Annotated in this window: 21 protein-coding genes; 12 read left to right on the forward strand and 9 right to left on the reverse strand. The window is 69.3% G+C overall.

The window, feature by feature from the left end; all coding sequences use genetic code 11:
- Positions 1–437: 437 nt before the first annotated feature.
- On the forward strand, positions 438–1,331 hold the full coding sequence (dapA, locus tag AC1VVG_RS15580; RefSeq protein ID WP_482835823.1) for a 4-hydroxy-tetrahydrodipicolinate synthase: 894 nt from the start codon (positions 438–440) through the stop codon (positions 1,329–1,331).
- Positions 1,332–1,516: 185 nt separating this feature from the next.
- Here the strand turns inward: dapA and AC1VVG_RS15585 are convergent, their stop codons facing one another.
- The gene (locus tag AC1VVG_RS15585; RefSeq protein ID WP_034189145.1) at positions 1,517–2,560 is read right to left on the reverse strand and encodes a LysR substrate-binding domain-containing protein; all 1,044 of its coding nucleotides are present in this window, start codon (positions 2,558–2,560) and stop codon (positions 1,517–1,519) included.
- 106 nt (positions 2,561–2,666) lie between these two features.
- On the opposite strand from AC1VVG_RS15585, the gene AC1VVG_RS15590 reads away from it, so the two are divergent.
- Positions 2,667–3,935 carry an MFS transporter gene (locus tag AC1VVG_RS15590; RefSeq protein ID WP_226229386.1) on the forward strand — a complete coding sequence of 423 codons (1,269 nt, stop codon included), beginning with the start codon at positions 2,667–2,669 and terminating at the stop codon, positions 3,933–3,935.
- 26 nt (positions 3,936–3,961) lie between these two features.
- Here the strand turns inward: AC1VVG_RS15590 and AC1VVG_RS15595 are convergent, their stop codons facing one another.
- Entirely contained in the window at positions 3,962–6,157 is a 2,196-nt protein-coding gene (locus tag AC1VVG_RS15595; protein ID WP_482835824.1) for a TonB-dependent receptor, read from the reverse strand.
- 136 nt (positions 6,158–6,293) lie between these two features.
- Complete coding sequence (locus tag AC1VVG_RS15600; protein ID WP_049031439.1) at positions 6,294–6,932, reverse strand: glutathione S-transferase family protein; 639 nt, start codon at positions 6,930–6,932, stop codon at positions 6,294–6,296.
- Between the two features lie 111 nt (positions 6,933–7,043).
- Between AC1VVG_RS15600 and AC1VVG_RS15605 the strand changes: the two genes are divergently transcribed.
- The 3 genes from AC1VVG_RS15605 to AC1VVG_RS15615 all read left to right on the forward strand — a co-directional run bounded on the left by AC1VVG_RS15605 (position 7,044) and on the right by AC1VVG_RS15615 (position 10,669).
- A complete protein-coding gene (locus tag AC1VVG_RS15605; protein WP_069706966.1) occupies positions 7,044–7,964 on the forward strand; it encodes a LysR substrate-binding domain-containing protein in 921 nt (306 codons plus the stop codon).
- Between the two features lie 255 nt (positions 7,965–8,219).
- A complete protein-coding gene (locus tag AC1VVG_RS15610; protein ID WP_034189140.1) occupies positions 8,220–8,504 on the forward strand; it encodes a hypothetical protein in 285 nt (94 codons plus the stop codon).
- Between the two features lie 44 nt (positions 8,505–8,548).
- Positions 8,549–10,669, forward strand: coding sequence for a phosphocholine-specific phospholipase C (locus AC1VVG_RS15615; protein ID WP_124608998.1), 2,121 nt, complete (start codon positions 8,549–8,551; stop codon positions 10,667–10,669).
- Positions 10,670–10,687: 18 nt separating this feature from the next.
- Here the strand turns inward: AC1VVG_RS15615 and AC1VVG_RS15620 are convergent, their stop codons facing one another.
- Positions 10,688–11,311: an RBBP9/YdeN family alpha/beta hydrolase gene (locus tag AC1VVG_RS15620; RefSeq protein WP_034189138.1), complete on the reverse strand. Its 624-nt coding sequence runs from the start codon at positions 11,309–11,311 to the stop codon at positions 10,688–10,690.
- A 337-nt stretch (positions 11,312–11,648) separates the two neighbouring features.
- Between AC1VVG_RS15620 and AC1VVG_RS15625 the strand changes: the two genes are divergently transcribed.
- The 4 genes from AC1VVG_RS15625 to AC1VVG_RS15640 are packed head-to-tail and all read left to right on the forward strand — an operon-like array spanning position 11,649 to position 14,290.
- Entirely contained in the window at positions 11,649–12,590 is a 942-nt protein-coding gene (locus AC1VVG_RS15625) for a 2-hydroxyacid dehydrogenase (protein WP_059558870.1), read from the forward strand.
- A 31-nt stretch (positions 12,591–12,621) separates the two neighbouring features.
- Positions 12,622–13,554, forward strand: a complete 933-nt coding sequence (locus tag AC1VVG_RS15630) for a hydroxymethylglutaryl-CoA lyase (RefSeq protein WP_482835825.1) — start codon at positions 12,622–12,624, stop codon at positions 13,552–13,554.
- 26 nt (positions 13,555–13,580) lie between these two features.
- Positions 13,581–14,087: a YbaK/EbsC family protein gene (locus tag AC1VVG_RS15635; RefSeq protein ID WP_034189135.1), complete on the forward strand. Its 507-nt coding sequence runs from the start codon at positions 13,581–13,583 to the stop codon at positions 14,085–14,087.
- Positions 14,084–14,290, forward strand: a complete 207-nt coding sequence (locus AC1VVG_RS15640; protein WP_034189134.1) for a DUF1289 domain-containing protein — start codon at positions 14,084–14,086, stop codon at positions 14,288–14,290. Before AC1VVG_RS15635 ends, AC1VVG_RS15640 begins: the two co-directional genes overlap by 4 nt.
- A 243-nt stretch (positions 14,291–14,533) precedes the next feature.
- Here the strand turns inward: AC1VVG_RS15640 and AC1VVG_RS15645 are convergent, their stop codons facing one another.
- Complete coding sequence (locus AC1VVG_RS15645; RefSeq protein WP_482835826.1) at positions 14,534–15,436, reverse strand: DMT family transporter; 903 nt, start codon at positions 15,434–15,436, stop codon at positions 14,534–14,536.
- 112 nt (positions 15,437–15,548) lie between these two features.
- Here AC1VVG_RS15645 and AC1VVG_RS15650 point away from each other — a divergent pair, with 112 nt between their 5' ends.
- Positions 15,549–16,040, forward strand: coding sequence for an Lrp/AsnC family transcriptional regulator (locus tag AC1VVG_RS15650; protein WP_034189293.1), 492 nt, complete (start codon positions 15,549–15,551; stop codon positions 16,038–16,040).
- A 33-nt stretch (positions 16,041–16,073) separates the two neighbouring features.
- On the opposite strand, the gene AC1VVG_RS15655 is transcribed toward AC1VVG_RS15650, so the two are convergent.
- Complete coding sequence (locus AC1VVG_RS15655) at positions 16,074–16,970, reverse strand: alpha/beta fold hydrolase (protein WP_482835827.1); 897 nt, start codon at positions 16,968–16,970, stop codon at positions 16,074–16,076.
- A 290-nt stretch (positions 16,971–17,260) separates the two neighbouring features.
- Between AC1VVG_RS15655 and AC1VVG_RS15660 the strand changes: the two genes are divergently transcribed.
- A complete protein-coding gene (locus AC1VVG_RS15660; RefSeq protein ID WP_200086544.1) occupies positions 17,261–18,220 on the forward strand; it encodes an NAD(P)H-dependent flavin oxidoreductase in 960 nt (319 codons plus the stop codon).
- Positions 18,221–18,336: 116 nt separating this feature from the next.
- Here the strand turns inward: AC1VVG_RS15660 and AC1VVG_RS15665 are convergent, their stop codons facing one another.
- The 3 genes from AC1VVG_RS15665 to AC1VVG_RS15675 form a co-directional block, all read right to left on the reverse strand.
- Positions 18,337–19,299 (reverse strand): LysR family transcriptional regulator, encoded by a 963-nt coding sequence (locus AC1VVG_RS15665; protein ID WP_059558877.1) that lies wholly within the window; start codon positions 19,297–19,299, stop codon positions 18,337–18,339.
- Positions 19,300–19,483: 184 nt separating this feature from the next.
- Entirely contained in the window at positions 19,484–20,560 is a 1,077-nt protein-coding gene (locus tag AC1VVG_RS15670; protein WP_034189129.1) for a porin, read from the reverse strand.
- Between the two features lie 345 nt (positions 20,561–20,905).
- The gene (locus tag AC1VVG_RS15675; protein WP_482835828.1) at positions 20,906–21,400 is read right to left on the reverse strand and encodes a peptide-binding protein; all 495 of its coding nucleotides are present in this window, start codon (positions 21,398–21,400) and stop codon (positions 20,906–20,908) included.
- Between the two features lie 346 nt (positions 21,401–21,746).
- Between AC1VVG_RS15675 and AC1VVG_RS15680 the strand changes: the two genes are divergently transcribed.
- Complete coding sequence (locus AC1VVG_RS15680) at positions 21,747–22,778, forward strand: bile acid:sodium symporter family protein (RefSeq protein WP_034189127.1); 1,032 nt, start codon at positions 21,747–21,749, stop codon at positions 22,776–22,778.
- Positions 22,779–22,949 lie beyond the last annotated feature (171 nt).

A 22,949-nucleotide genomic window follows, 5' to 3' on the forward strand; every position in this document is an offset into this window, starting at 1 on the left:
TTTCCAGTGGTGGTGAATGTGCGTGACGGCACGCGTACGCGCTGTCATCGAAACGTAAGCGGGCATTCTAGCGGCCGGGCGCGGCGCGCCTTCCAATCAGTCGTGGAAAGCAAATCTCGAATCCTGCTAAACGGCGACCGGCGCTCGCGCGCGCCGCCGATCCGGTGTTAAGATCGCCGCTCAGCCCACTTACGGTTCATCCATGTCCGCTCCCCTGCGCTCGCTTTCGATCCTCGCCGCCGTCGCGGCAGGTACGCGCGCGGCCGGGCTGAAACTGAAAAAACGACTCCTCGACTGACGGGGACGTCGCGTCCCGTCAGGCGAATGCCGGACGGGATGCCCGCAGGTCGTTTCATTCTCCTTGCACGCACGCCTCGCTCCGGCACACCGCCGGCGGAACGGTTCCTTCCCACTCCGTTTCCACCATGAGGCTTTGCATGAACACACGTTTCGAAGGTATCTGGCTGCCGATCATCACGCCGTTTCACCACGGCGAAGTCGACCATGCGGCGCTCGCGCGGCTTGCGCGTCGTTATGCGGCCGCGGGCATCGCGGGCTTCGTCGCGGGCGCGACGACCGGTGAAGGCGTCCTGCTCGACGCGCGCGAACAGGACGCGGTGTTCGCGACGCTGCGCGACGCGGCGCCCCGGCGGCCGATCGTCGTCGGGCTGACCGCGAGCGCGACGCATGTCGCGGCCGCGCGCGCACGCGAACTCGCGGCCCTGCGGCCCGACGGCCTGCTCGTCACGCCGCCCGTCTACGTGCGCCCGACGCAGGACGGCATCCGCCGCCATGTCGAGGCGATCGTCGACGCGGCCGACCTGCCGGTGCTCGTCTACAACATCCCGTACCGCACCGGCGTGAACGTCGAACTGGACACGCTGCAGGCGCTCGCGCGCGACCCGCGCGTCGCGGGCATCAAGGAATGCGGCGGCACGCTCGACCGGATGAGCCGGCTCGTGCACGACACGCCGCTCGCGATCCTGTCCGGCGACGACAACCAGAACTTCGCGGCGATGTGCGCCGGCGCGCACGGCGCGATCGCGAGCAGCGCGCACGTGCTGCCCGAATGGCACGTGCGCATTCATGCGCTACTGCGCGACGGGCGGCTCGCCGACGCGCGGCGCCTGTCGGTCGCGCTGCAGCCGCTCGTCGCAGCGCTGTTCGCGGAGCCGAACCCGGCGCCGGTGAAGGCCGTGCTCGCCGCGCAGGGGTGGTGCGAGGACGGGTTGCGGCTGCCGTTCGTGCCGGCGAGCGAAGCGCTGCGGGAGCGATTGGCAACGATCCGTGCCGCGCTCGAAGCAAGCGAGCCGGACGCCGCCGCGGCATGAGCCGCACCACCGCACATGGCGCCGCCGGCCGATGAATGCCGGCCCGACGCAGCGGCGTATCGAAGTCATCCGCGATTCGGGTCCTTCCCTTGCAGGATTCCGGATCGAATGGGTAGCGAGGCAGGCGCGAGGTGATCGGCAGAGGGGCGAACGAATCGCGCCCGTGGCGGCGACCGACGGTATCGTCAGGCCGCCAGCGCCGCCGCCCCGTCCGTCGCCTCCCTGACCGCCTGCGTCACGATCCGCGCGAGCCGGTCGACCGTCGGCGTCGCCGGCGACGTGCGCCGCAGCAGGATCAGCGGCAGGCTCGGCAGCTCCGGCAACCCGCACGACGCCGCGTCGAGCGCGCGCACCGATGCGGGCAGCCCGTAGCGCGAGCGCACCGTGAGCCCGAGGCCGGCCGCCGCCGCGGCCCACAACCCGGCGAGGCTCGGCGTCGTGAACGCGACGCGCCACGGCGTGCCGGCGCGGTCGAGCGCATCGGCCGCCGCGCCGAAGAACCGGCACGGCCGGTCGAACACGACGAGCGGCAACGGCTCGCCGGGCACGTGCCCGGCGCGGCCGCCCGTTTCATCCGCCTCACCGTCGGCCGCCGCGTCGCCGCCCTCCGGTGCCCCGAATCCACCGCTCCCCACCGCGCCGATCCATTGCATCGGCACCTGCGCGATCGTTTCGCTGCCGATCCCCGCGCGCGACCCGAAATCGGCCGACGCCGGATCGCCCCACACGAGCGCCAGATCGAGCTGGTTCGCGTCGAGCCGGTCGAACAGGTCGGCATTGCGCGCCACGCGCGCCTCGATCCTCACCTTCGGATGCGCGCGCGCGAATCGCCCGAGCACATCGGGCAGGATCGCCTCGCCGAAGTCTTCCTGCAGCCCGACACGCACCCAGCCGTCGAGGTTCACGCCGCGCACGGCCGCCGCGGCCTCGTCGTTCAGCGCGATCATGCGCCGCGCATAGCGCAGCATCGCGTCGCCGGCATCGGTCAGCGCGAGCCCGCGCCCGGCCTTCACGAACAGCGGCGTGCCGGCCTGCTCCTCGAGCTTGCGGATCTGCGCACTCACCGCCGACGACGAGCGCGCGACACGGTCGGCTGCCTTCGCAAAACTGCCGAGATCCACGCCCGCGACCAGGCTGCGCAACGCGGCCACGTCGAAATTGGGCCGCGCCAGCGCGGCATCGGCCACGGCGAGCGGCGCGCCGCCGCGCGGAAGGTCTTGTCCGGACATCTCAATCATCCTGTTTTATCGAACGATTCATCAAAAACTTTCCGATTTTCAGGATGAATGTAGGCCGCCAGACTGAGGATGTCAATTTCCAACCGGGCCTGCCGTCATGGACACCTCGTGCATCGCTTCCCCCTCCTCGCCCGCCCGCGACGTGCGCGGCCCGGCTCATCGCTGGCGCGTGCTGGCGGCCGGCGTCGCCGCGAACCTGAGCTTTTCGGCGGCCGCGGCCGGCATTCCGACCACGGCCGTGTGGATGCGCACGGCCTATCACCTCGACAACGGCGCGCTCGGCCTCGTGCTCGGCGCGCTCGGCTTCGGCGTCGCGCTGTCCGAGCTGCCGTGGGGGATCGCCGCCGACCGCTTCGGCGACCGCCGCGTGCTGCTGACCGGGCTCGTCGCGACGGCCGCGATGCTCGCGCTGATGGTGTGCACGATCGTCCCGAGCGCGCACGCGGTGCCGCCGCTGCTGCGCGTCGTCGCGGCGATGTGCTGCGTCGGCCTGCTCGGCGGCAGCGTCAACGGGTCGAGCGGACGCGCGGTGATGCGCTGGTTCGGCGAGCGCGAACGCGGGCTCGCGATGAGCATCCGCCAGACGGCCGTGCCGCTCGGCGGCGGCATCGGCGCGGCGTTGCTGCCGTCGCTCGCGTCGCATCTCGGCTTTGCCGCGGTGTTCGGTGCGCTGATGCTGCTGTGCGCGGGTTCGGCCGTACTCACGTGGCGCTGGCTGCACGAGCCGCCGGCCGAGCCGGCCGTGGCGCACCTCGTCGCGCATCGCCCCGTCGAGCGTCAGCCGTCCGTCCCGCATGCGCGCACCCCGCTCGCAAGCGGCCCCGTGTGGCGCATCGTGCTCGGCATCGGCCTGCTGTGCGCGCCGCAGTTCGCGGTGCTCACGTTCGCGACGGTGTTCCTGCACGACTTCGGCCGGCTCGGCCTTGCCGGCATCAGCGCGGCGATGGTCGCGCTGCAGCTCGGCGCGATGGTGATGCGCGTGTGGAGCGGCCGCCATACCGACCGGCACGGCAACCGGCGCGCGTATCTGCGCGGGTCGGTACTCGTCGCGGCCGGTTCGTTCGCGCTGCTCGCGGCGGCGACGGCCGGCAGCGCGCACGTGCCGTTCGCCGCGATCGTCGGGATTCTCGTGTTCGCGGGCATCTGCGTGTCGGCGTGGCACGGCGTCGCGTACACGGAGCTCGCGACGCTCGCGGGCGCGAACCACGCGGGCACCGCGCTCGGGATGGCGAACACGATCGTCTACCTCGGGCTGTTCGCGACCCCGCTCGCGATTCCGCCGCTGCTCGCGGTCAGCTCGTGGGGCGTGGTGTGGCTCGCGACCGCGCTGATCGCGGCTGCGACCTATCCGCTGTTCGCGCGATAACCGCGACACCTATGCAGCGCACGCCGTCAGAACTTGTACACGGCCGACAGCATCGCCGAGCGGCCGTCACCGAGTTCGACCGCGGACGATCTCGCCTCGCTCCCCGACACCTGGCGCACACGCTCGACATAGGCGCGGTCGAACAGATTGTCGATGTTCAGCTGAAAGCGCAGCCGGCGGTTCACGTCGTAGCCGGCCATCAGGTTGTGCACCCAGTACGCGCCGAGCGTGCCGTTCCCCTCCGACGTCACGTTGCGCCGGCCGACGAAGTGCGAGCCGTAGCCGAGCGTCCAGCCGGCCGGCAGGCGATAGGTCGTCCAGACATTGAACGCATGGCGCGGCGTATTGCCGAGTGCCTGGCCGTCGCGACGCGGCGACGCCGGCGAACTCAGCGTCACGCTCGCCAGATACGTGTAGTTCGCGAACACGTCCCATTGCGGCGTCACCTTGCCGGCCGCCCCGAGCTCGATGCCGCGCACGCGCTGCCTGCCCGCGAGCGCGTAGCTGCCGTCGGCCATCCGTTCGCGCGCGTTCTTCTTCTCCGTCTGGAACAACGCGCCGTTCAGCGCGAGTCCCGCCGGCCTTTCCCACTTCGCGCCGAGCTCGAGGCTCTCGTTCTTCTCCGGCGCCAGTGCGCCGGTCGCTGCGCTCACGCCGGACCCGGTCGTGACCAGGTATTCGGCCGACGGATTGAACGACGTGCCGTACGCGAAATACGCGCGCCCGTTCTCGGTCGGCTTGAACACCAGCCCCGCGCGCGTGCTCAGGTGCCGGCCGGCGCTGTCCGCACGTTCGGTCGGCTGGCCGGCCGGCGTGCTCCGCGACCAGCCGTCGATCCAGTCGTGGCGCAGCCCCACGTCGATGTTCCAGTATCGGCCGACCACAATCGTATCGAAGGCATAGAGCGCCTTGACGACGAGCGCCGTGTCGTTGCGTCCGCTGTCCCGACGCTGCGCGGGACCGCGCCATTCGCCCGGCGGCGCGGCCAATGAAAAACCGCCCGGCGGATAAAACCGGTTGAGCCCGTACGAGTATGTGGTGCGCCCATAGGTTTCCCGCGAGAGGTCGAAGCCCGCGACGAGTGTATGGCCAAGCCCGAGTGTGTCGAACGCGGCCGTGACGTTCGTTTGGTTGGCCCACATCGCCGTCGACGAATCGCGGCCGTAGCCTTGCGGCCCGGCCGGCCTGTAATGCCCGGGCGACACCCCCTGGAGATTGACGTGCGATGCGGAGATCGCGGTGTCGCGGCCCAGGTGCGCATACCGGCTCAGGTTCTGCAGCTTCAGGTTCGGCGAAAAGTCGTGCTCGGCCTTCACCGTGACGGCATCCGACGCGATGCGCTCGCGATCGAGGTTGCGCCACCCGAAGTAGCTGTCGCGCGACACGCCGGCCAGCACCTGTCCGCCGCGGGCCGGCAACCCGTAGTCGGGCAGGTTGTTGTCGTACTGATGGAAGTAGCCGAGCGTGACGCGCGTGGGCGTGCCGAGCCCGAAGGCAAGCGAGGGCGCCACGCCCCAGCGCCGCTTGCGGATGTCGTTCCGGCCGGGAACGTCGTTGACGTGCGCCATCGCGTTCAACCGGAATGCCGCACGGCCGTCGGTGCCCGGCAACGGCCGGTTCGCGTCGAGCGTCACGCGCCGGTAGTCGGACGTGCCGAGCACCGTGCCGGCCTCGACGAATGCGTCGCGCTTCGGCGCCTTGCTGACCAGGTTCACGGAGCCGCCGGTCGTGCCCGCGCCGCCGAACACCGAGTTGGGCCCCTTGATGACCTCGACCGCCTCGACGTTGAACAGATCGCTGCGATTGTTCTGCGCGCTGTCGCGCAGGCCGTCGAGCTGCAGGTTCGCATTCGCGCCGAAGCCGCGAATATTGAACATGTCACCCGACCCGCCGCCCCCCTCGCCCGCATTGAACGTGATGCCGGCGACGTTGGCCAGCGCGTCGCGCAAGCTCGTGACCTGCTGCTCGTCGAGCACCTCGCGCGGCACGACGGTAATCGTCTGCGGCACGTCGAGCAGCGGCGCCGCATACTTCGCCGAACCCGAGCGGTCGACGCGCGAGCCGGCGTCGCGGCTGCCCTGCACGACGATCGGGTCGAGATGCGGCGCCGGCCGCGGATCGGTTTCATCCGCGGACGCGGACGCGCACGTCATCATTGCAAGCGCGACGGAAGCCGTCGCGCGACGCGGCGGTGTCGCGCTCGACCGGATGCGGTATGTCATGGTCACTCCATTTCTTTGATGAGAATGATTCCCATTCAAAAGAAATGACTGCAACATGGCAATTGGACACGTTCGAATTTCGTGATCCGAACGAAATGACAGACCCAGTATCGCGCCGCGCGAGATCCCCAACGTGTCAGCCGGCCTCGCGCGCCAGCGCACGCCGCGCGGCCGGCCGTTCGGCCTCGCGCTGCGCATGGGCCGTCCACGCCGCATGCCGCGTCATGTCGAGTCCGATCGCGGCGCCCCAGCGATACAGCACGAACAGGAACGGATCGACGATCGAATGCGCACCCGGTTCGGCCCACGTGCGGCCATCGGCGAGCGCTGCTTCGATCGACGCGTTCGCCGCTTCGATCGTGCCGCGCCCGTGTGCGCTGACCGCGCCGTGCAGCGCCGGATCGCCGATGAAGCGGCCCGGCCGCCACAATGCGCCGTAACCGACGCCGTGCACCCAGCCGACCAGCCACGCAAGCCACTCGTGACACCGCGCCTCGCGCAGCGGATCGCCGAGCGGCAGCAATTGCGCGTCCGGATAGCGGCGCGCGAGATACGTGAGGATCGCCGGCGTTTCGGTCAGCACGCGCGGCTCGCCCGGAATCGCGAGCACGGGCACGCGCGCCTTCGCGTTGATCGCGAGATAGGGCGCCGCGAGGTTCTGCTGCTTCTGCACCGAGACGATCTCGATGTCGAACGGCGCGCCGGTTTCCTCGAGCGCGATGTGGGCGGCAAGCGAGCAGGCGCCCGGCGAAAGATAGAGACGGTAGGCGTTCATGGTGTGTGCCCCGACGGGGATGTGGAAGACGGAACCGAGTGTAGGAACGCGTACCGACGGGCGGCAAACGATGAATTGTCGTGCTCGGCCATTAGTGTTACTAATACCCGCATGCGACGCATCCACCTCCCTCCGCTGCAGACGCTGCGCGCGTTCGAAACCGCCGTGCGGCTGCAGAGCTTCACGCGCGCGGCCGACGAACTCGCGCTCACGCAAGGCGCGGTCAGCCAGCACATCCGCGCGCTCGAGGCGCAGCTCGGCTATCCGCTCTTCACGCGCGAACGCAACGGCGCGACGCCGACGCACGCCGCGCATGCCCTCGCGCTGCAGGTGCGCCAGGGCCTGAGCGTGCTCGAACGCGCGTTCGAGCCGGCACTCGCGGTACGCCGCCGCCCGCGCACCTGCGACGTGACGCTGAACGTCAGCGTGCTGCCGAGCGTCGCCGAGCGCTGGCTCGCGCCGCGCCTGCCGCGCTTCACGGCCGCGCATCCGCACATCGCGATCGCGCTGCACCCGGACGTGGCGCTCGCGCCGCTGCGCAAGCGCGACCGCATCGACGTCGCGCTGCGTTACGGACCCGGCACCTGGCCGGGCGTCGTCGCCGAAAAACTGATGAACGAGACGATCTTCCCGGTCGCGAGCCCCGCGTACCGCAATCGCGACGGCATCGCACCGCGCACGCCCGCCGATCTCGTGCGCGCGACGCTGCTGCGCCATCCGGCGCAGCCGTGGGAACCGTGGTTCCAGGCGGCACGGCTCGACCTCACCGAATCCGCGCGCGCGCCACGCTTCACCGACGCGAACGCGCTGATCGACGCGACGCGGCAAGGCCGCGGCGTCGCGCTCGCGCGCCGCTCCCTGATCGAGCCCGAACTCGCGGACGGCACGCTCGTGCGCGTGTCGACGGTACGCATCACCGACGTGTATGCGCATTACGTCGTGTGGCGCCCCGGCCATCCTCACGAAGCGGCGATCCGCACCTGGCTCGACTGGCTGCGCAGCGAAGTGCGACGCAGGACGCCGCGGCGCTGACGCCGCGCGATCGGCCGCGCACGCCCGTCGCGAACGGTCATGCCGTCGCGTATCGCGTTGCGCGTCCGCGTAAAAGTGCCGGGCCCGCCTCGCGCGCCGGGAAATATTGCCGCCCCGCGATCGCGCGAAAGTATTTGGTCAGGCGCGCGAAAGCATTCCGCGATCATGCGCCGGTCGCAAACGATTCACCGAAACGTCGCATCGCATCGGCATACTCGAAAACGTTTCCCGATCAGCCCGCCAGGAGAGAAAGTCATGCGCCGCGTTTCCGTCGCCGTCGTTCTTTGTGCCGCCGTTTTCGTCGCCGCCTGCAGCGACGACGCGCCGCACGACGCTCACGCGACCGACGCCTCCCAGCAAGGCAGCGCATCGGCCGGCTCCGCCAGCGCGTTCAACAGCGAGGCAGCCGCGGGCGGTGCTGCATCCGATGCCGCGCCGCTCGCGCCGCCCGTCGTGCACTACCCGCCCGATGACGACGACGACGCGAAGCCGGCGTCGAACGCGGCCGCGTCGAGCGCCGCGGCGTCGTCGCCGGGCTGATCCCGCCGCTTCCGTCCCCCGACCGCAGAACCGAGGTGAACCACATGACGTCATCGAGCCGCCGCCGTTTCCTGCATACCGTCGCACAATCCGCGGGCGCCGCCGTCGCGCTCAACGCCTTTCCCGAATCGATCCGCCGCGCGCTCGCGATTCCCGCCGCGCGCGGCACCGGCACGATCCGCGATGTCGAGCACATCGTCGTGTTCATGCAGGAGAACCGCTCGTTCGATCATTACTTCGGACACCTGCGCGGCGTGCGCGGCTACAACGACCGCTTCCCGATCCCGCTGCCGAACGGCAAGCCGGTGTGGTATCAGCCGTCGAAGGCCGATCCGGGCAAGCCCGTGCTGCCGTTCCGGCTGAACACGCTGACGACGAGCGCGCAGTGCGTCGGCGATCTCGACCACTCGTGGTACAAGACGCACGCGGCGATCGACGGCGGCCGCTACGACCAGTGGCCCGCGAACAAGACCGACATGACGATGGGCTATCACGTGCGCGAGGACATTCCGTTCCACTACGCGCTCGCCGACGCGTTCACCGTATGCGACCACTACTTCTGCTCGCTGCCGGGCCCGACGCATCCGAACCGTTCCTACCTGATGACGGGCACGGTCGACCCGACCGGCAAGTTCGGCGGCCCGCTGCTCGACAACAGCGACTACGTCGACGGCGACGGGCCGCCCGCCTACCAGCTGCTGTCGTGGACGACCTTTCCCGAGCGTCTCGACGCGCACGGCGTGTCGTGGCAGATCTACCAGCAGGGCACGACGGGCAACGATCCGTACAACGGCAACTACGGCACGAACGTGCTGCAGAACTTCGCGAACTTCATCAACGCGAAGCCCGGTTCCTCGCTGTACCAGCGCGCGCAGACGGTACGCACGCTCGACCACCTGAAGGACGACGTGATCAACGACCGGCTGCCGCAGGTGTCGTGGCTGTGCCCGCCGGCCGCGTTCTCCGAGCATCCGAAATACACGCCGGCGTACGGCGCGAACTACACGTCGCAGATCCTCGATGCCCTCACGTCGAACCCGGACGTGTGGCGCAAGACCGTGCTGTTCATCATGTACGACGAGAACGACGGCTTCTTCGACCACATCGTGCCGCCGCAGCCGCCGACGTCGGCCGCGCAGGGCGCGTCCACCGTGACGACCGACGGCGAGCTGCATACGGTCGTGAACCCCGGCCGCGGCGGCAGCTACACGGCCGACGGCCTGCCGTACGGCCTCGGGCCGCGCGTGCCGATGACGGTCGTGTCGCCGTGGACCAAGGGCGGCTACGTCTGCTCGCAGGTGTTCGACCATACGTCGGTGATCCGCTTCATCGGCGCGCGCTTCGGCATCGACGAACCGAACATCACGCCGTGGCGCCGCACGGTGTGCGGCGACCTCACCGCCGCGTTCGACTTCCGCTCGTCGGATACCGCGTTCCCGCCGCTGCCGGATACCAGCCAGTACCGTTCGATCGCGGACCAGCAGTGCACGTCGCAGCCCGCGCCCACCGTGCCCGCGACGCCGTCGCCGGTCGATCCGCAGGAGCCCGGCGTGCGGCCCGCACGCGCCCTGCCGTACGAACTGCATGTGAACGCGAGCCTCGACGGCGGAACGAAGCTGCGCATCGAATTCGCGAACCGCGGCAACCAGGGCGCGCACTTCCACGTGTACGCGACGAACCGCACCGACGGCCCGTGGCGCTATACGGTCGGCACGCGCCGCGTGCTGCACGCGGACTTCGACCTGACGGCGACGCACGGCGTGTATGCGTTCGCGGTGTACGGGCCGAACGGGTTCGTGCGGATGTTCTCCGGCAACGTGCCGGCCACGGCCGCGCCGCACCGCAATCCGGCCCAGCCGGAGGTGAAGGCCGGCTACGACGTCGCGAACGGGAACCTGTACCTGAAGCTGCGCAACCACGGTGGCGCGCATGTCACGCTGACGCTGACCGACAACGCATACGGCGCGCCGTCGCGGCAGGTGACGCTGCACGGCGGCGACGAGCGGGTCGAGCAGTGGGCGCTCGCGTCGAGCCACCAGTGGTATGACGTGACGGTCAGCGACGGCGCGAGCGGCACGTTCTCGCGCCGCTTCGCGGGCCACGTCGAAAACGGCCGGCCGAGTTATTCGGATCCCGCCGCCGTCAAGCCCGTCGCCGCGTCGTAAGCGCGACGGCCCGCGCCGTCAGACCGCGTGCGCGAGCGCGCGGTCGACGAGCGCGGCTTCGAAGCCGTCGTCCGCGTCGCGAAAGCGCAGCGGCGCCGCGCAGTGCACCAGCGTATCGATGAAGTATTTCGCGCGCGGCCACGGCCCGAAGCCGGCCGCCGTGTTGATGTGCCCGGCGTCGCCCAGGTTCACGAACGCGCTGCCGAGGCGCTGCGCGAGCGTGCGCGCGTCGGCGAGCGGCATCCACGGATCGGTCTCGCTGCCGATCACGATCGACGGCACCGCGAGCCGGCGTGCGTCGAACGGCCCGGCGAACGTGAATTTCTTCGGGCTGGCCGGCGCGACGAACAGCACGCCCGCGACATCGCCCGTATGCGGCCCCTGCGCGAGCGCATGCGCGGTCGCGAGGCAGCCGAAGCTGTGGGCGGCGAGCACGAACGGCCCGCGCTCGCGTTCGAGCAGCGTGCGCACCGAGTGCGCCCAGCCGGCGAGATCGGGGGCGTCCCAGTCGTCCTGCTCGACGCGCAGCGAACGCGGGAATTGCCGCTCGAGCCAGGTCTGCCAGTGAGCGCCTTCGCTGCCGTGCAGGCCCGGAACGGTGACGAGCCGCGGCGGCCACGCCGATTTGCTGCATGCGCTCATGATTGCCCTCGCTTGCTTGAAGACGAGGTTCGATTGTGGCGCCGCGTCCCCGGCGGCCGAACCAATATTTTGTGCTTTGCTTTTGCGTGGGGCGGCCATCCGTGGGCCGGCCATCCGCGTGCCGGCCGCCTGCGCGGGCCCGCGCGACGGCGCAATGTGCCGCGAAACCGTAGAATGTGGGCTTCCCGTCAGCTTCACACCGAGCCGGGCCGGGCGCCGATGCGCCGGGCCCACTCGCCAGGAGACGCCCGATGTTCGCTACGCCCGCCGGCGCGCCGCGCCCGGCTCCGCTCGCCTTGCCCGTGACGCGCCCCGCCGGCGCGCACGCCGTCGCGCAATGAAGATCCTGTTCTATTCCCCGCACCAGGAAGCCGGCGCATGGCGCGACGAGATCGCCCACGCGCTGCCGGAAGCCGAGCTGCGCGCGTGGCAGCCGGGCGACACGGCCGCCGCCGACTATGCGCTCGTGTGGCGCGCGCCGCGCGAATTCTTCGCGCCGCGCGACGGCCTGCGTGCGATCTTCAATCTCGGCGCGGGCGTCGACGCGCTGCTCGCGCTCGAGCGCGCGCATCCGGGCACGCTGCCCGCGCACGTGCCGCTGGTGCGGCTGGAAGATTCGGGCATGGCACGGCAGATGGTCGAGTACGTGACGCACGCGGTGCTGCGCTACCTGCGCCGCTTCGACGAATACGACGCGCTGCAGCGCGAGCGCCGCTGGCAGCCGCTCGACCCGCATCCGCGCGCGAGCTTCACCGTCGCCGTGCTCGGCCTCGGCGTGCTCGGCACGCAGGTCGCACGCGCCCTCGCCGCGCTCGGCCTGCCCGTGCGCGGCTACAGCCGCAGCGCGAAGCAGCTCGACGGCATGACGACCTTCGCCGGCGACGGCGCATTCGACGCCTGCATCGACGGCGCGAAGGTGCTCGTCAACCTGCTGCCGAGCACGCCCGACACCGACGGCATCCTGTCGTCGCGCGCGTTCGCGCGGCTCGCGCCCGGCGCGTACGTCGTCAACGTCGCGCGCGGCGCGCATCTCGTCGAGGCCGACCTGCTCGACGCGCTCGCGAGCGGCCGGATCGCCGCGGCCACGCTCGACGTGTTCCAGCACGAACCGCTGCCGGAAGACCATCCGTTCTGGCATACGCCGCGCATCACGATCACGCCGCACAGCTCGGCCGAGACGCTGCGCGCGGAGGCCGTCGAGCAGATCGCCGGCAAGATCCGCGCGTTCGAGCGCGGCGAACGCGTCAGCGGCGTCGTCGACTACGCGCGCGGCTACTGAATTCCGCCTCGAGAGAAACCAGGAGACAACCATGACGTTCCCCACCGCCGTCAAGATCGTCGAAGTCGGCCCGCGCGACGGGCTGCAGAACGAGAAGACCTTCGTGCCGACCGACGTGAAGATCGCGCTCGTCGACCGGCTGTCGCGCGCCGGCTTCCGCAACATCGAGGCCGCGTCGTTCGTGTCGCCGAAATGGGTGCCCCAAATGGCCGACGGTGCCGACGTGATGGCCGGTATCGAACGCCGCGCGGGCACCGTGTACTCGGTGCTCACGCCGAACCTGAAGGGTTTCGAGAATGCGCTCGCCGCACGCGCGGACGAGGTCGTGATCTTCGGCGCGGCGAGCGAGGCATTCTCGCAGCGGAACATCAACTGCAGCATCGCCGAGAGCATCGCGCGCTTCGAGCCCGTCGCGAAGGCCGCGAAGGATGCCGGCCTGCGGCTGCGCGGCAGCGTGTCGTGCACGCTCGGCTGCCCGTACCAGGGCGAGGTGCCGGTCGCGTCGGTCGTCGACGTCGTCGAGCGCTTCGCGGCGCTCGGCTGCGACGAGATCGACATCGCCGACACGATCGGCGTCGGCACGCCGAAGCGCACGCGCGAGGTGCTCGCGGCCGTCACGCGCGTGTTTCCGCGCGAGCGCCTGTCGGGCCACTTCCACGACACCTACGGCCAGGCGCTCGCGAACATCTACGCGGCGCTGTTCGAAGGGATCGAGATCTTCCACGCCTCGGTCGCGGGTCTCGGCGGCTGCCCGTACGCGAAGGGCGCGACCGGCAACGTCGCGACCGAGGACGTGCTGTACCTGCTGCAGGGCCTCGGCATCGACACCGGCATCGATCTCGCGCAGGTCGTCGCCGCCGGCGACTTCATCTCGAACGCGATCGGCCGCGCGAACGTGTCGCGCGCCGGTCGCGCATTGCTCGCCAAGGCACAAAGCGCGGCCGACGACACGGCCTGCGTGTAACCACGGCACTCCATGGATTCATCAACATGACGACACCTGCTTCATTCGATTCCCTCCCCGATTCCGCGCGACGCGTCGCGCTGTTGCTGCGCGAGCGCGGCCACGCGAAAGGCATCGTGATGCTCGCCGAAACCGGCAAGACGTCGGCCGAGGCCGCGGCCGGGCTCGGCTGCTCGGTCGCGCAGATCGCGAAGTCGATCCTGTTTCGCCGGCAGTCGGACGGCGCGCCCGTGCTGGTGGTCGCGAGCGGCGTCAATCGCGTCGACGAGAAGAAGGTTGCCGCGCAGGTCGGCGCGGTCGGCCGCGCGGACGCGAAATTCGTGCGCGACAACACCGGCTACGCGATCGGCGGCGTCTGCCCGATCGGCCATCTCGTCGAACCCGTCACGCTGATCGACGCCGACCTGCTCGCGCTCGACAGCCTGTGGGCGGCCGCCGGCCATCCGCACGCGGTGTTCAACCTGTCGCCGCACGAACTCGTGTCGTTGACCGGCGCGCCGGTCGCGGACGTCGCGTTGCGGGACCCGGCATGAGCGACGTGCCGCTGCCGGTCGGCACGGTCGCGTCGCCGTGCACCGACGTCTGCCGGATCGATCCGCGCACCGACTGGTGCGCGGGCTGCCTGCGCACGCGCGGCGAGATCAAGGGATGGCGCACGTCGGACGACGACGCGAGGCGTGCGCTGCTCGCGCGGCTCGACGCGCGGCGGCGCCTGCTCGCCGGAAGCGAGACATAAAAAAAAGCCGTTCAGCCTCGCGGGCGAACGGCGTCGAGATCGGAATCCTGTGAACGTGATCAACGTCACAGCCCGCATCATACGAGCGACGCGGCCGCATTGCATCGGGTGTTTCCCTACAACTTCTTACAGCGTTTTCCACGCGTGCGCGCGGGCCGCTTTCGCGCGCAATCGTCGTTCCCGAAACGGGCGCCCGGCGGGCGGCGGCGGCATCGTTCGGCCATGCCGAATCGTACGATCGTTTCAGTTGCCGATCGCCGCGCGACGCGCGGGCACGATGCGCCAGCCGAGGTTCACGCCGGCCGCCGCGAGCAGGATCAGCAGCGCGCCAAGCACCTGCGACCACGCGAGCGTCTGCCCGAACGCGAAGTGATCGACGACGATCGCGACGACCGGGTAGACAAACGACAGCGCGCCGGTCATCGCGGTCGGCAGCTTCTGGATCGCGCCGTACAGCAGCACGTACATCAGGCCCGTGTTGACGACGCCGAGCACGATCAGGTCGAGCCACTGCCCGGCCGTCGCGGGCAGCGTGCCGAAGTGCGCGAACGGCGCGAGCAGCACGATGCCGATGCCGGCCTGCAGCAACGCGAGCAGGTGCGGCGGCGTCCCCTTCAGATGCTTCGTGACGATCGACGAGATCGCGTACAGGAACGCCGCGCCGAGCGACAGCGCCACGCCCTCGAGATACTCGCCGGGCACCGCGAGCACGGACGGCTCGACGCGCACCACGAACACGAGCCCGGCGAAGGCGAGCGCGAGCCACGCGACCGTCGACGCGGTGATCCGTTCGCGGAACACGATCGCGCCGAGCGCGACGAGCATGAACGGCTGGGTGTTGTAGACGGCGGTGGCCATCGAGATCGACGCCCGCGAATACGCGGCGAACAGCTGCAGCCAGTTCGCGACGATCGCGACGCTGCCGAGCGTCGCGAGCGCGAGCATGCGCGGCGAGAACAGCGAGCGGCGCAGGAAGCCGAACGCCGCGCAGACGATCGCGAGCGTCGCGGCGCCGAACAGGCAGCGGAAGAACACGACATTCGTCAGCGGCTGCTGCGACGACATCACGAGCCAGCCGATCGTGCCGGACATCAGCATCGCGACGACCATCTCGGCGCCGCCGCGGCGAATTTCATTCGAGGCCATCATGAACTCCGTTGAAGAGACTGGATGACTTCGATTCTAGAAACTTGCTTTCGCCGAAACCACGGCTAAACTGAAGCGAATCAGCCGATTGACCTTCGAAAGCAAAGCAATCATGCCGAAACGCCTTTCCCCTCCCGCCGTCGCGTCGCTCGACGCGACCGACCGCGCGATCCTCGCGGCGCTCGCCGACGATGCGCGCATCGCGACCAGCGAACTCGCCCGGCAGATCGGGCTGTCGGCGCCCGCCACCGCCGACCGCGTGCGCCGGCTCGAGGCGCAGGGCGTGATCGCCGCGTTCACCGTCGAGCTCGACCCGCGCGCGCTCGGCTACACGTTGCAGGCGATTGTCCGCGTGAAGCCGCTGCCGGGCCAGTTGCACCTGGTCGAGGAGTTGTTGCGGCGCATTCCCGAATTCGTCGAATGCGACAAGGTCACCGGCGAAGACTGCTTCATCTGCCGGCTCTACCTGCGCACGATCGCGCACCTCGACGACATCCTGTCGAAGGTGACCGAGCGCGCGGAGACGAGCACCGCGATCGTGAAGTCGACACCGGTGCCGCGACGCCTGCCGCCGCTGGCCGACGACGACCACGCGCAGCGCTGAGCAGCGGGCCGCGCGCGCTGCCCGCACGCACCGCTACGCAGCCGGGTCGCGCGCTTCGAAGAACGCGAGCAGTTCGTCGATCAGCGCGACGGGCGCCTCTTCCGGAATGTAGTGGCCGCAGTCGAGCGCACGGCCGCTGACGTCGCGCGCGACGCGTCGCCATTCGTCGAGCGGATCGAAGCAGCGGCCGACGATCCCGTGCTCGCCCCACAGTACGCGCAGCGGGCACGCGACCTTGTTGCCGCGCTCGAGATCGGCACGGTCGTGCTCGAGGTCGATCGTCGCCGACGCGCGATAGTCCTCGCACATCGCATGCACGGCGCCCGGCTGCGCGAGCGCCGCGCGATAGGCGTCGAGCGCCGCGGGCGCGAACGGCGCGAGCCCGGCCGAGCGGTTGCCCATCACGCGCTCGATGTAGGCATCGGTATGGGCGCCGATCAGCGTCTCGGGCAGCGGCGCCGGCTGGATCAGGAAGAACCAGTGGAAATACGCGGTCGCGAATGCGCGGTCGGTTTTCTCGTACATCGCGAGCGTCGGCGCGATGTCGAGCAGCATCATCCGCTCGACGGCGTCCGCGTGATCGAGCGCGAGGCGGTGCGCGACCCGCGCGCCGCGATCGTGCGCGCACACGTGGAACTGCTCGAAGCCGAAATGCCGCATCACCGCGACCTGGTCGGCCGCCATCGCCCGTTTCGAATACGGCATGTGCCGCGCGTCGCTCGGCGGCCGGCCCGACGCGCCGTAGCCGCGCAGGTCGGTGGCGATCACCGTGAAATGATTCGCAAGCGTCGCGGCGACGCGATGCCAGATCATGTGGGTTTGCGGATGCCCGTGCAGCAACAGAAGCGGCGGACCCGCGCCTCCTTTGACACCGAAGATGTCGGTGTCCTGCACCGCCACGCGAAACGGTGCAAACGCCTCAAACGACATGGTTTGTTTCTCGTTGGTTTGTTATGGCGGCTATTTTAGGAGCGCCGGTGCGTCTACACAGCGGGGTAACCACCCGAAACCGTAGAAAGAGAACACTCCCTCGATTGCCGCCCCACCGCGCATTTTGTTAAGCTCGCGTAGAATCGCACGACCGTTCGTATTAATATGAACGCCATCGAGCGCACCGCGGTTCGCGGCTACACTCGAATCACCGTTCGCACGCCAAGCATGGGTGTCGGCGCCACGCGACCGCGCGGGCGCCGACGGCCCCTGGAGACTGGAGACATCACATGGCATTGCCCGCTGTCCTGCAGAACCTGACGCTGCCCGTCATCGCGTCGCCGATGTTCATCGTCAGCTACCCCGAACTCGTGCTCGCGCAATGCAAGGCGGGCATCGTCGGTTCGTTCCCCGCGCTCAACGCGCGTCCGGCCGAGCAGCTCGACGCGTGGCTCACGCAGATCCAGTCGGAGCTGGCCGACCACAAGGCGAAACACCCCGACGCGGTGATCGGCCCGATCGCGGTCAACCAGATCGTCCACCAGTCGAACGCGCGGCTCGAGCACGACGTGCGCGTGTGCGTCGAGCACAAGGTGCCGATCTTCATCACGAGCCTGCGCGCGCCGGCGCGCGAGATCGTCGACGCGGTGCACAGCTACGGCGGCATCGTGCTGCACGACGTGATCAACCTGCGCCACGCGCAGAAGGCGCTCGAAGCCGGCGTCGACGGGTTGATCCTCGTCGCGGCCGGCGCCGGCGGCCACGCGGGCACGACGTCGCCGTTCGCGCTGGTCGGCGAAGTCCGCAAGATCTTCGACGGCCCGATCGTGCTGTCCGGCTCGATCGCGAACGGCGGCTCGATCCTCGCCGCGCAGGCGATGGGCGCCGACCTCGCGTACATGGGCACGCGCTTCATCGCGACGCAGGAAGCGCACGCGGTCGAGGACTACAAGCGTGCGATCGTCAACGCGAAATCGTCGGACATCATCTACACGAACCTCTTCACCGGCGTGCACGGCAACTACATCCGCGAGAGCATCGAGAAAGCCGGCCTCGATCCCGAGGCGCTGCCGGAATCCGACAAGACCAAGATGAATTTCGGCAGCGACAAGACGAAGGCGTGGAAGGACATCTGGGGCGCCGGCCAGGGCGTCGGCCTGATGGACGACCTGCCGAGCGTGGGGGCGCTCGTCGAGCGGCTGAAACGCGAGTACGACGACGCGAAGGCGCGGCTCGGCATCCCGCGCTGACGCATGCGGCGGCCCCCGCCGCCGCGATCGACACGCCAACCGTCGGCAACAAAAAAAAGCGCGAACCGCTGCGGTTCGCGCTTTTTTTGTTGCCCCGCCTCGGCGGAATCCGCGGCTCAGACCACCCGCTTCATCCGCGTGATCGGCAGCACGCGCAGGCGCGATTCGATCGACGGGCACAGCGACTGCCCTTCGAAACGCGCCGCGAGGAAATCGACGAACGAGCGCACCTTCGCGGACACGTGACGACGGCTCGCGTACACCGCATAGATCGGCGCTTCGTGCGGCGGCACCGAATCGAGCAGCACCGGCACGAGCCGGCCCGACTCGATGTCGTCGCCGACCACCTCGGTGCCGAGCAGCGCGATGCCCGCGCCGGCGAGCACGGCTGCGCGCAGCCCTTCGAGATGATTCACGATCAGGTTGCCGTTCAGGTTCACGCGCGACGCGGCGGCCGCGTCGATCACCAGCGAATCGAGCATCGTCGAATTCGAATCGCGCCGCAGGTAGTTGTGGTGCGCGAGATCGGCGATCGTCTGCGGCGTGCCGTGCTTCTCGAGATACTCGGGCGACGCGACCAGCAGGATGTGCGCGGTCGCGATCTGCCGCGCGACCAGCGACGACGATTTCAGGCCGTTCGGCGCCGCGCGCACCGCGACGTCGTAGCCTTCCTCGATCAGGTCGACCACGCGATCGGACAGCGTCATGTCGACGGTCACGTCCGGGAAGCGGCCCGCGTAATCGGTGACGGCCTGCATCACGTGCCGCAGCCCGAACGCGGACAGCGACGTCACGCGCAGCCTGCCCTGCGGCACCACGCTCGCGGCGCCGACGGCCTGCCCGGCTTCGTCGAGTTCGGACAGCGCCTGCACGAGGCGCTCGTAGTATTCGCGTCCCGCCTCGGTAGGCGCGACGCGTCGTGTCGTGCGATGCAGCAGGCGCGCGCCGAGCTGCTGCTCGAGATGCATCACGTGCTTGCTCGCCATCGCAGCCGACATCTGCATGCGCTCGGCCGCGCCGACGAAGCTGCCCACTTCGACGACGTAGCGAAACACATTCATGCTGACGAGGGTATCCATCGAACTAGCTCGTAATGACGGGGGGAATGGTCCAATTACGAGATAGGGTAACAAAGGCGAGGAAACAGAAAGGTCAAGAAAGGCAAAACGGCGCCGCGTGTGGCGGCGCCGTTTCTGGCGGGAAAACATGCAGCCGGAACGCGCGATTTACACGCGCGGCCCGCGCACCGTTCGCGCGTGCGCGTCAGAACTTCGCGCGGATACCGGCACCGAACGTGTTGCCGGTCGACAGGCCGCTGATGTGGTCGTTCATGTAGGCCGCGTAGACGTCCGTGCGCTTGGACAGCGGATAGTCGTAGCCGACGGCCCAGGTCTGGCGCGTCTGGTCGAGGCCGCCCGCGTCGCGCGAGTACGCGTACGACGCCATCGCGTTGCCCACGCCGAGCGGCACGGACACGCCGCCCTGCGCGGTGTTCACGTGCCAGCTTCCCGCGACCTGGTCGTTCTTCGTATACATGTACTGGCCGAACAGCTTCACGAGCTTCAGGTCGTAGGTCGCGCCGACCAGCGCGATCCCCTGACTCTTCATGCCGGCGACGAGCGCGCTCAGATCCTGCGGGCCGTTGTTGAAGTTCACGTACTGATACATCGCGGTCGCCGCGAACGGGCCGTTCGCGTAGTTGAACTGCGCGCTCCACTTCTTCGAACGGTTGTCGCCGGCCTGGTTGCCGAGCGCGTACATCGCGCCGAAGTTCAGGCCGCCGAACGAAGGCGACGTGTACGACAGCGCGTTGTTCCAGCCCGAATCGCCGACCGCGCCCTGGTCGCTCGGATAGGTCGGGAACGTACCGAGGCCGAGGAACACGTGATACACCATCGGCGAGAAGGTGTACGAGTCGTAGAACGGGTTGAACAGGATCGTCGACAGGAACAGGTGCGTCGTCAGGCGGCCGGCCGTCACCGTGCCGTACGGCGAGCTGATGCCGACGTACGCGTTGCGCGCGAAGAACGTGTCGCCCTGGAAGCGGCCGTACTGGCCGTTCTGTGCACGGAAGAAGCTTTCCAGCGTGAAGATCGCCTTGTAGCCGCTGCCCAGATCCTCGGCGCCGTGCAGGCCCCAGTACGACGTCGACATCCCGCCGCCCGACACGTTCCATGCGCGATCGCTGCCCGGGAACTTGGTCGCGCCGACCCATTCGTCGACCTGGCCGTAGAGCGAGACGCTCGATTGCGCGTGGACGGGTGCGGCGGCCGCCACGCAGGCGGCTGCGGCGATCAGCTTGACGGACGTGCGCGAGGCACGGCGAGCGAATCCTTTCATGGGATCTCCAGGTTTTGTCGAATAGTCGATAAGTGGCGCGAGCGTTGTTTTTTGGAGCCGAGTGCTTGCGTCGTATGGGGCGCAGCCATCTTTACGGATCATTCGTCCGGTCAAAATTGCGCACACTTATTGCGGGTATAGCGGCGGCATTAACTTCGCGGGATCGATACATGGCCGGATGCACGGCGGCGGCCCGGCACGAACGCGGTCGCGCGGCGCAGCGGCGGCGTGGCATACGCGTGCCGGGCGCGAAAGATAGCGCAATGCGACGGGAAAATCAGCGGAAATCTGCGCGCGACTGTGGCGAATTCGCATCAGCCGGCGGGGGGGCGAATGCCGGGGCGCTCAGTTTCGGTAGAACGGGGAGAAAAACGGCGAGTGCGAAGGTTCTTCCTGCGAGCGGGGCGGCGGCATCGGACGGCCGCCGCGCTCCTCGTTGTAGCGCGCAACGTCGGCGCGGATCGACCCGGCACGCAGCGGCACGTTGCCGCCGCCCGGCGGGCGCGGCATCTGGCGCGCCTCGGCGCTGATCGGGCGATACGGGCTTTGCGCGGCGTAGTGGCCGTACGACGGCGTCGGCCGCAGCCCCCAGCGGGAGCCGGAGCCGCTCACGCCGCCGGGGCGCATCCCGCCGGGCGACGGAACGCGGCGCCAGACCGGCACGCCGCCGGGCCCGCCGCCATTCGGCTGACCGTACGCGCGCATGTCGCCGCCACCGAAGCCGTGGCCGCCGAACCCATGACCGCCGTGGGGCGGTTGCGCGAGCGCGAGCGGCATCAGCAACGTGCCGAGCACGCCTGCCACCCATCGTCCGATCTTCCGTTTCACCCGTTCCGTCATCGTTCAGTGCCCGTCCACGCCCGCCGCCGGCTCCTTTCGGCCGACCCAAGGCTTTCAGCAGTAATTTATGAGCGGCCCGAAACTGTGTCGAGCCAAAAAGTGTTATGTCGCGGGCACCGGTGTAACACCATGTTACTGCTAGGTTTTTTCACTTCAGGGCGCGATCGCGACAGAACATTCTTCTGCCATCCCGCGTGTCGCCGGGCCGCTGCGACAGCCGCCGTTACATGCAATCAGTTCATCAATCGATTCCCACAATGAATTTGTGTAGTGAATCGTCAACCGGGACAATGACGCCATCCGCGCGCGCGACGCACGCCTCCGTCGTTTCCGAATCGAGTTCCCGATGGCCCGTCCCCGTTTTCTTCCCGACAACTTCACGCTCGCGCTCGTCGGCACCGTCGTGCTCGCGAGCCTGCTGCCCTGCCGCGGCCCGGCCGCCCACGCGTTCAACTGGGCGACCAACATCGCCGTCGGCCTGCTGTTCTTCCTGCACGGCGCGAAGCTGTCGCGCGAAGCCGTCGTCGCGGGCGCGACCCACTGGCGGCTGCACGCGGTCGTGCTGCTCAGCACGTTCGCGCTGTTCCCGCTGCTCGGCCTCGCGCTGAAACCCGTGCTGCAGCCGCTCGTCACGCCGACGCTGTATGCGGGCGTGCTGTTCCTGTGCACGCTGCCGTCGACGGTCCAGTCGTCGATCGCGTTCACGTCGATCGCGAAGGGCAACGTGCCGGCCGCCGTGTGCGCGGCATCCGCGTCGAGCCTGCTCGGGATCTTCGTCACGCCGGCGCTCGTCGGGCTGATGATCACGTCGCAGTCGGCCGGCGCCGCGTCGCCGTGGAGCACCGTCGGCAGCATCGTGATGCAGCTGCTCGTGCCGTTCATCGCCGGTCAGTTGCTGCGCCCCGTGATCGGCGGCTGGATCGACCGCAACCGCGGCGTGCTGCGCTTCGTCGACCAGGGCTCGATCCTGCTGGTCGTCTACGTCGCGTTCAGCGAGGCCGTCAACGAGGGCCTGTGGCACCAGATCCCGCCGCGCGCGCTCGGCGGCCTGCTCGTCGTCAACCTCGTGCTGCTCGCGATCGCGCTGCTGCTGACCGCGTTCGTCAGCAAGCGGCTCGGCTTCAACCGCGCCGACCAGATCACGATCATCTTCTGCGGATCGAAGAAGAGCCTCGCGGCCGGCGTGCCGATGGCGAAGGTGATCTTCTCGGCGAACGCGGTCGGCGCGGTCGTGCTGCCGCTGATGCTGTTCCACCAGATCCAGCTGATGGCGTGCGCGGCGCTCGCGCAGCGCTGGGGCGCGCGCGACATGAGCGGCGAGCACGACGAGGGCGACGCGACGTCCGCGTCCGGTGCGCTGAGCGCGGGCAAGCGCTGACGCGGGGAAGGCAGGACGGCCGCCGGAAGGCCGCCGCCCCTTCTCCTGCCGGCCTTCCGGGCGTGCACCGACACGCGTGCGGCGCGATGCGCCATCGGCGCCCATCGTGTCACGAAATCTTCATTCAATTCCGCGCGAGCGCTGCCGTTAAGCCGGACGTCCCGTCGATTC

Source organism: Burkholderia sp. L-4, assembly GCF_056856535.1.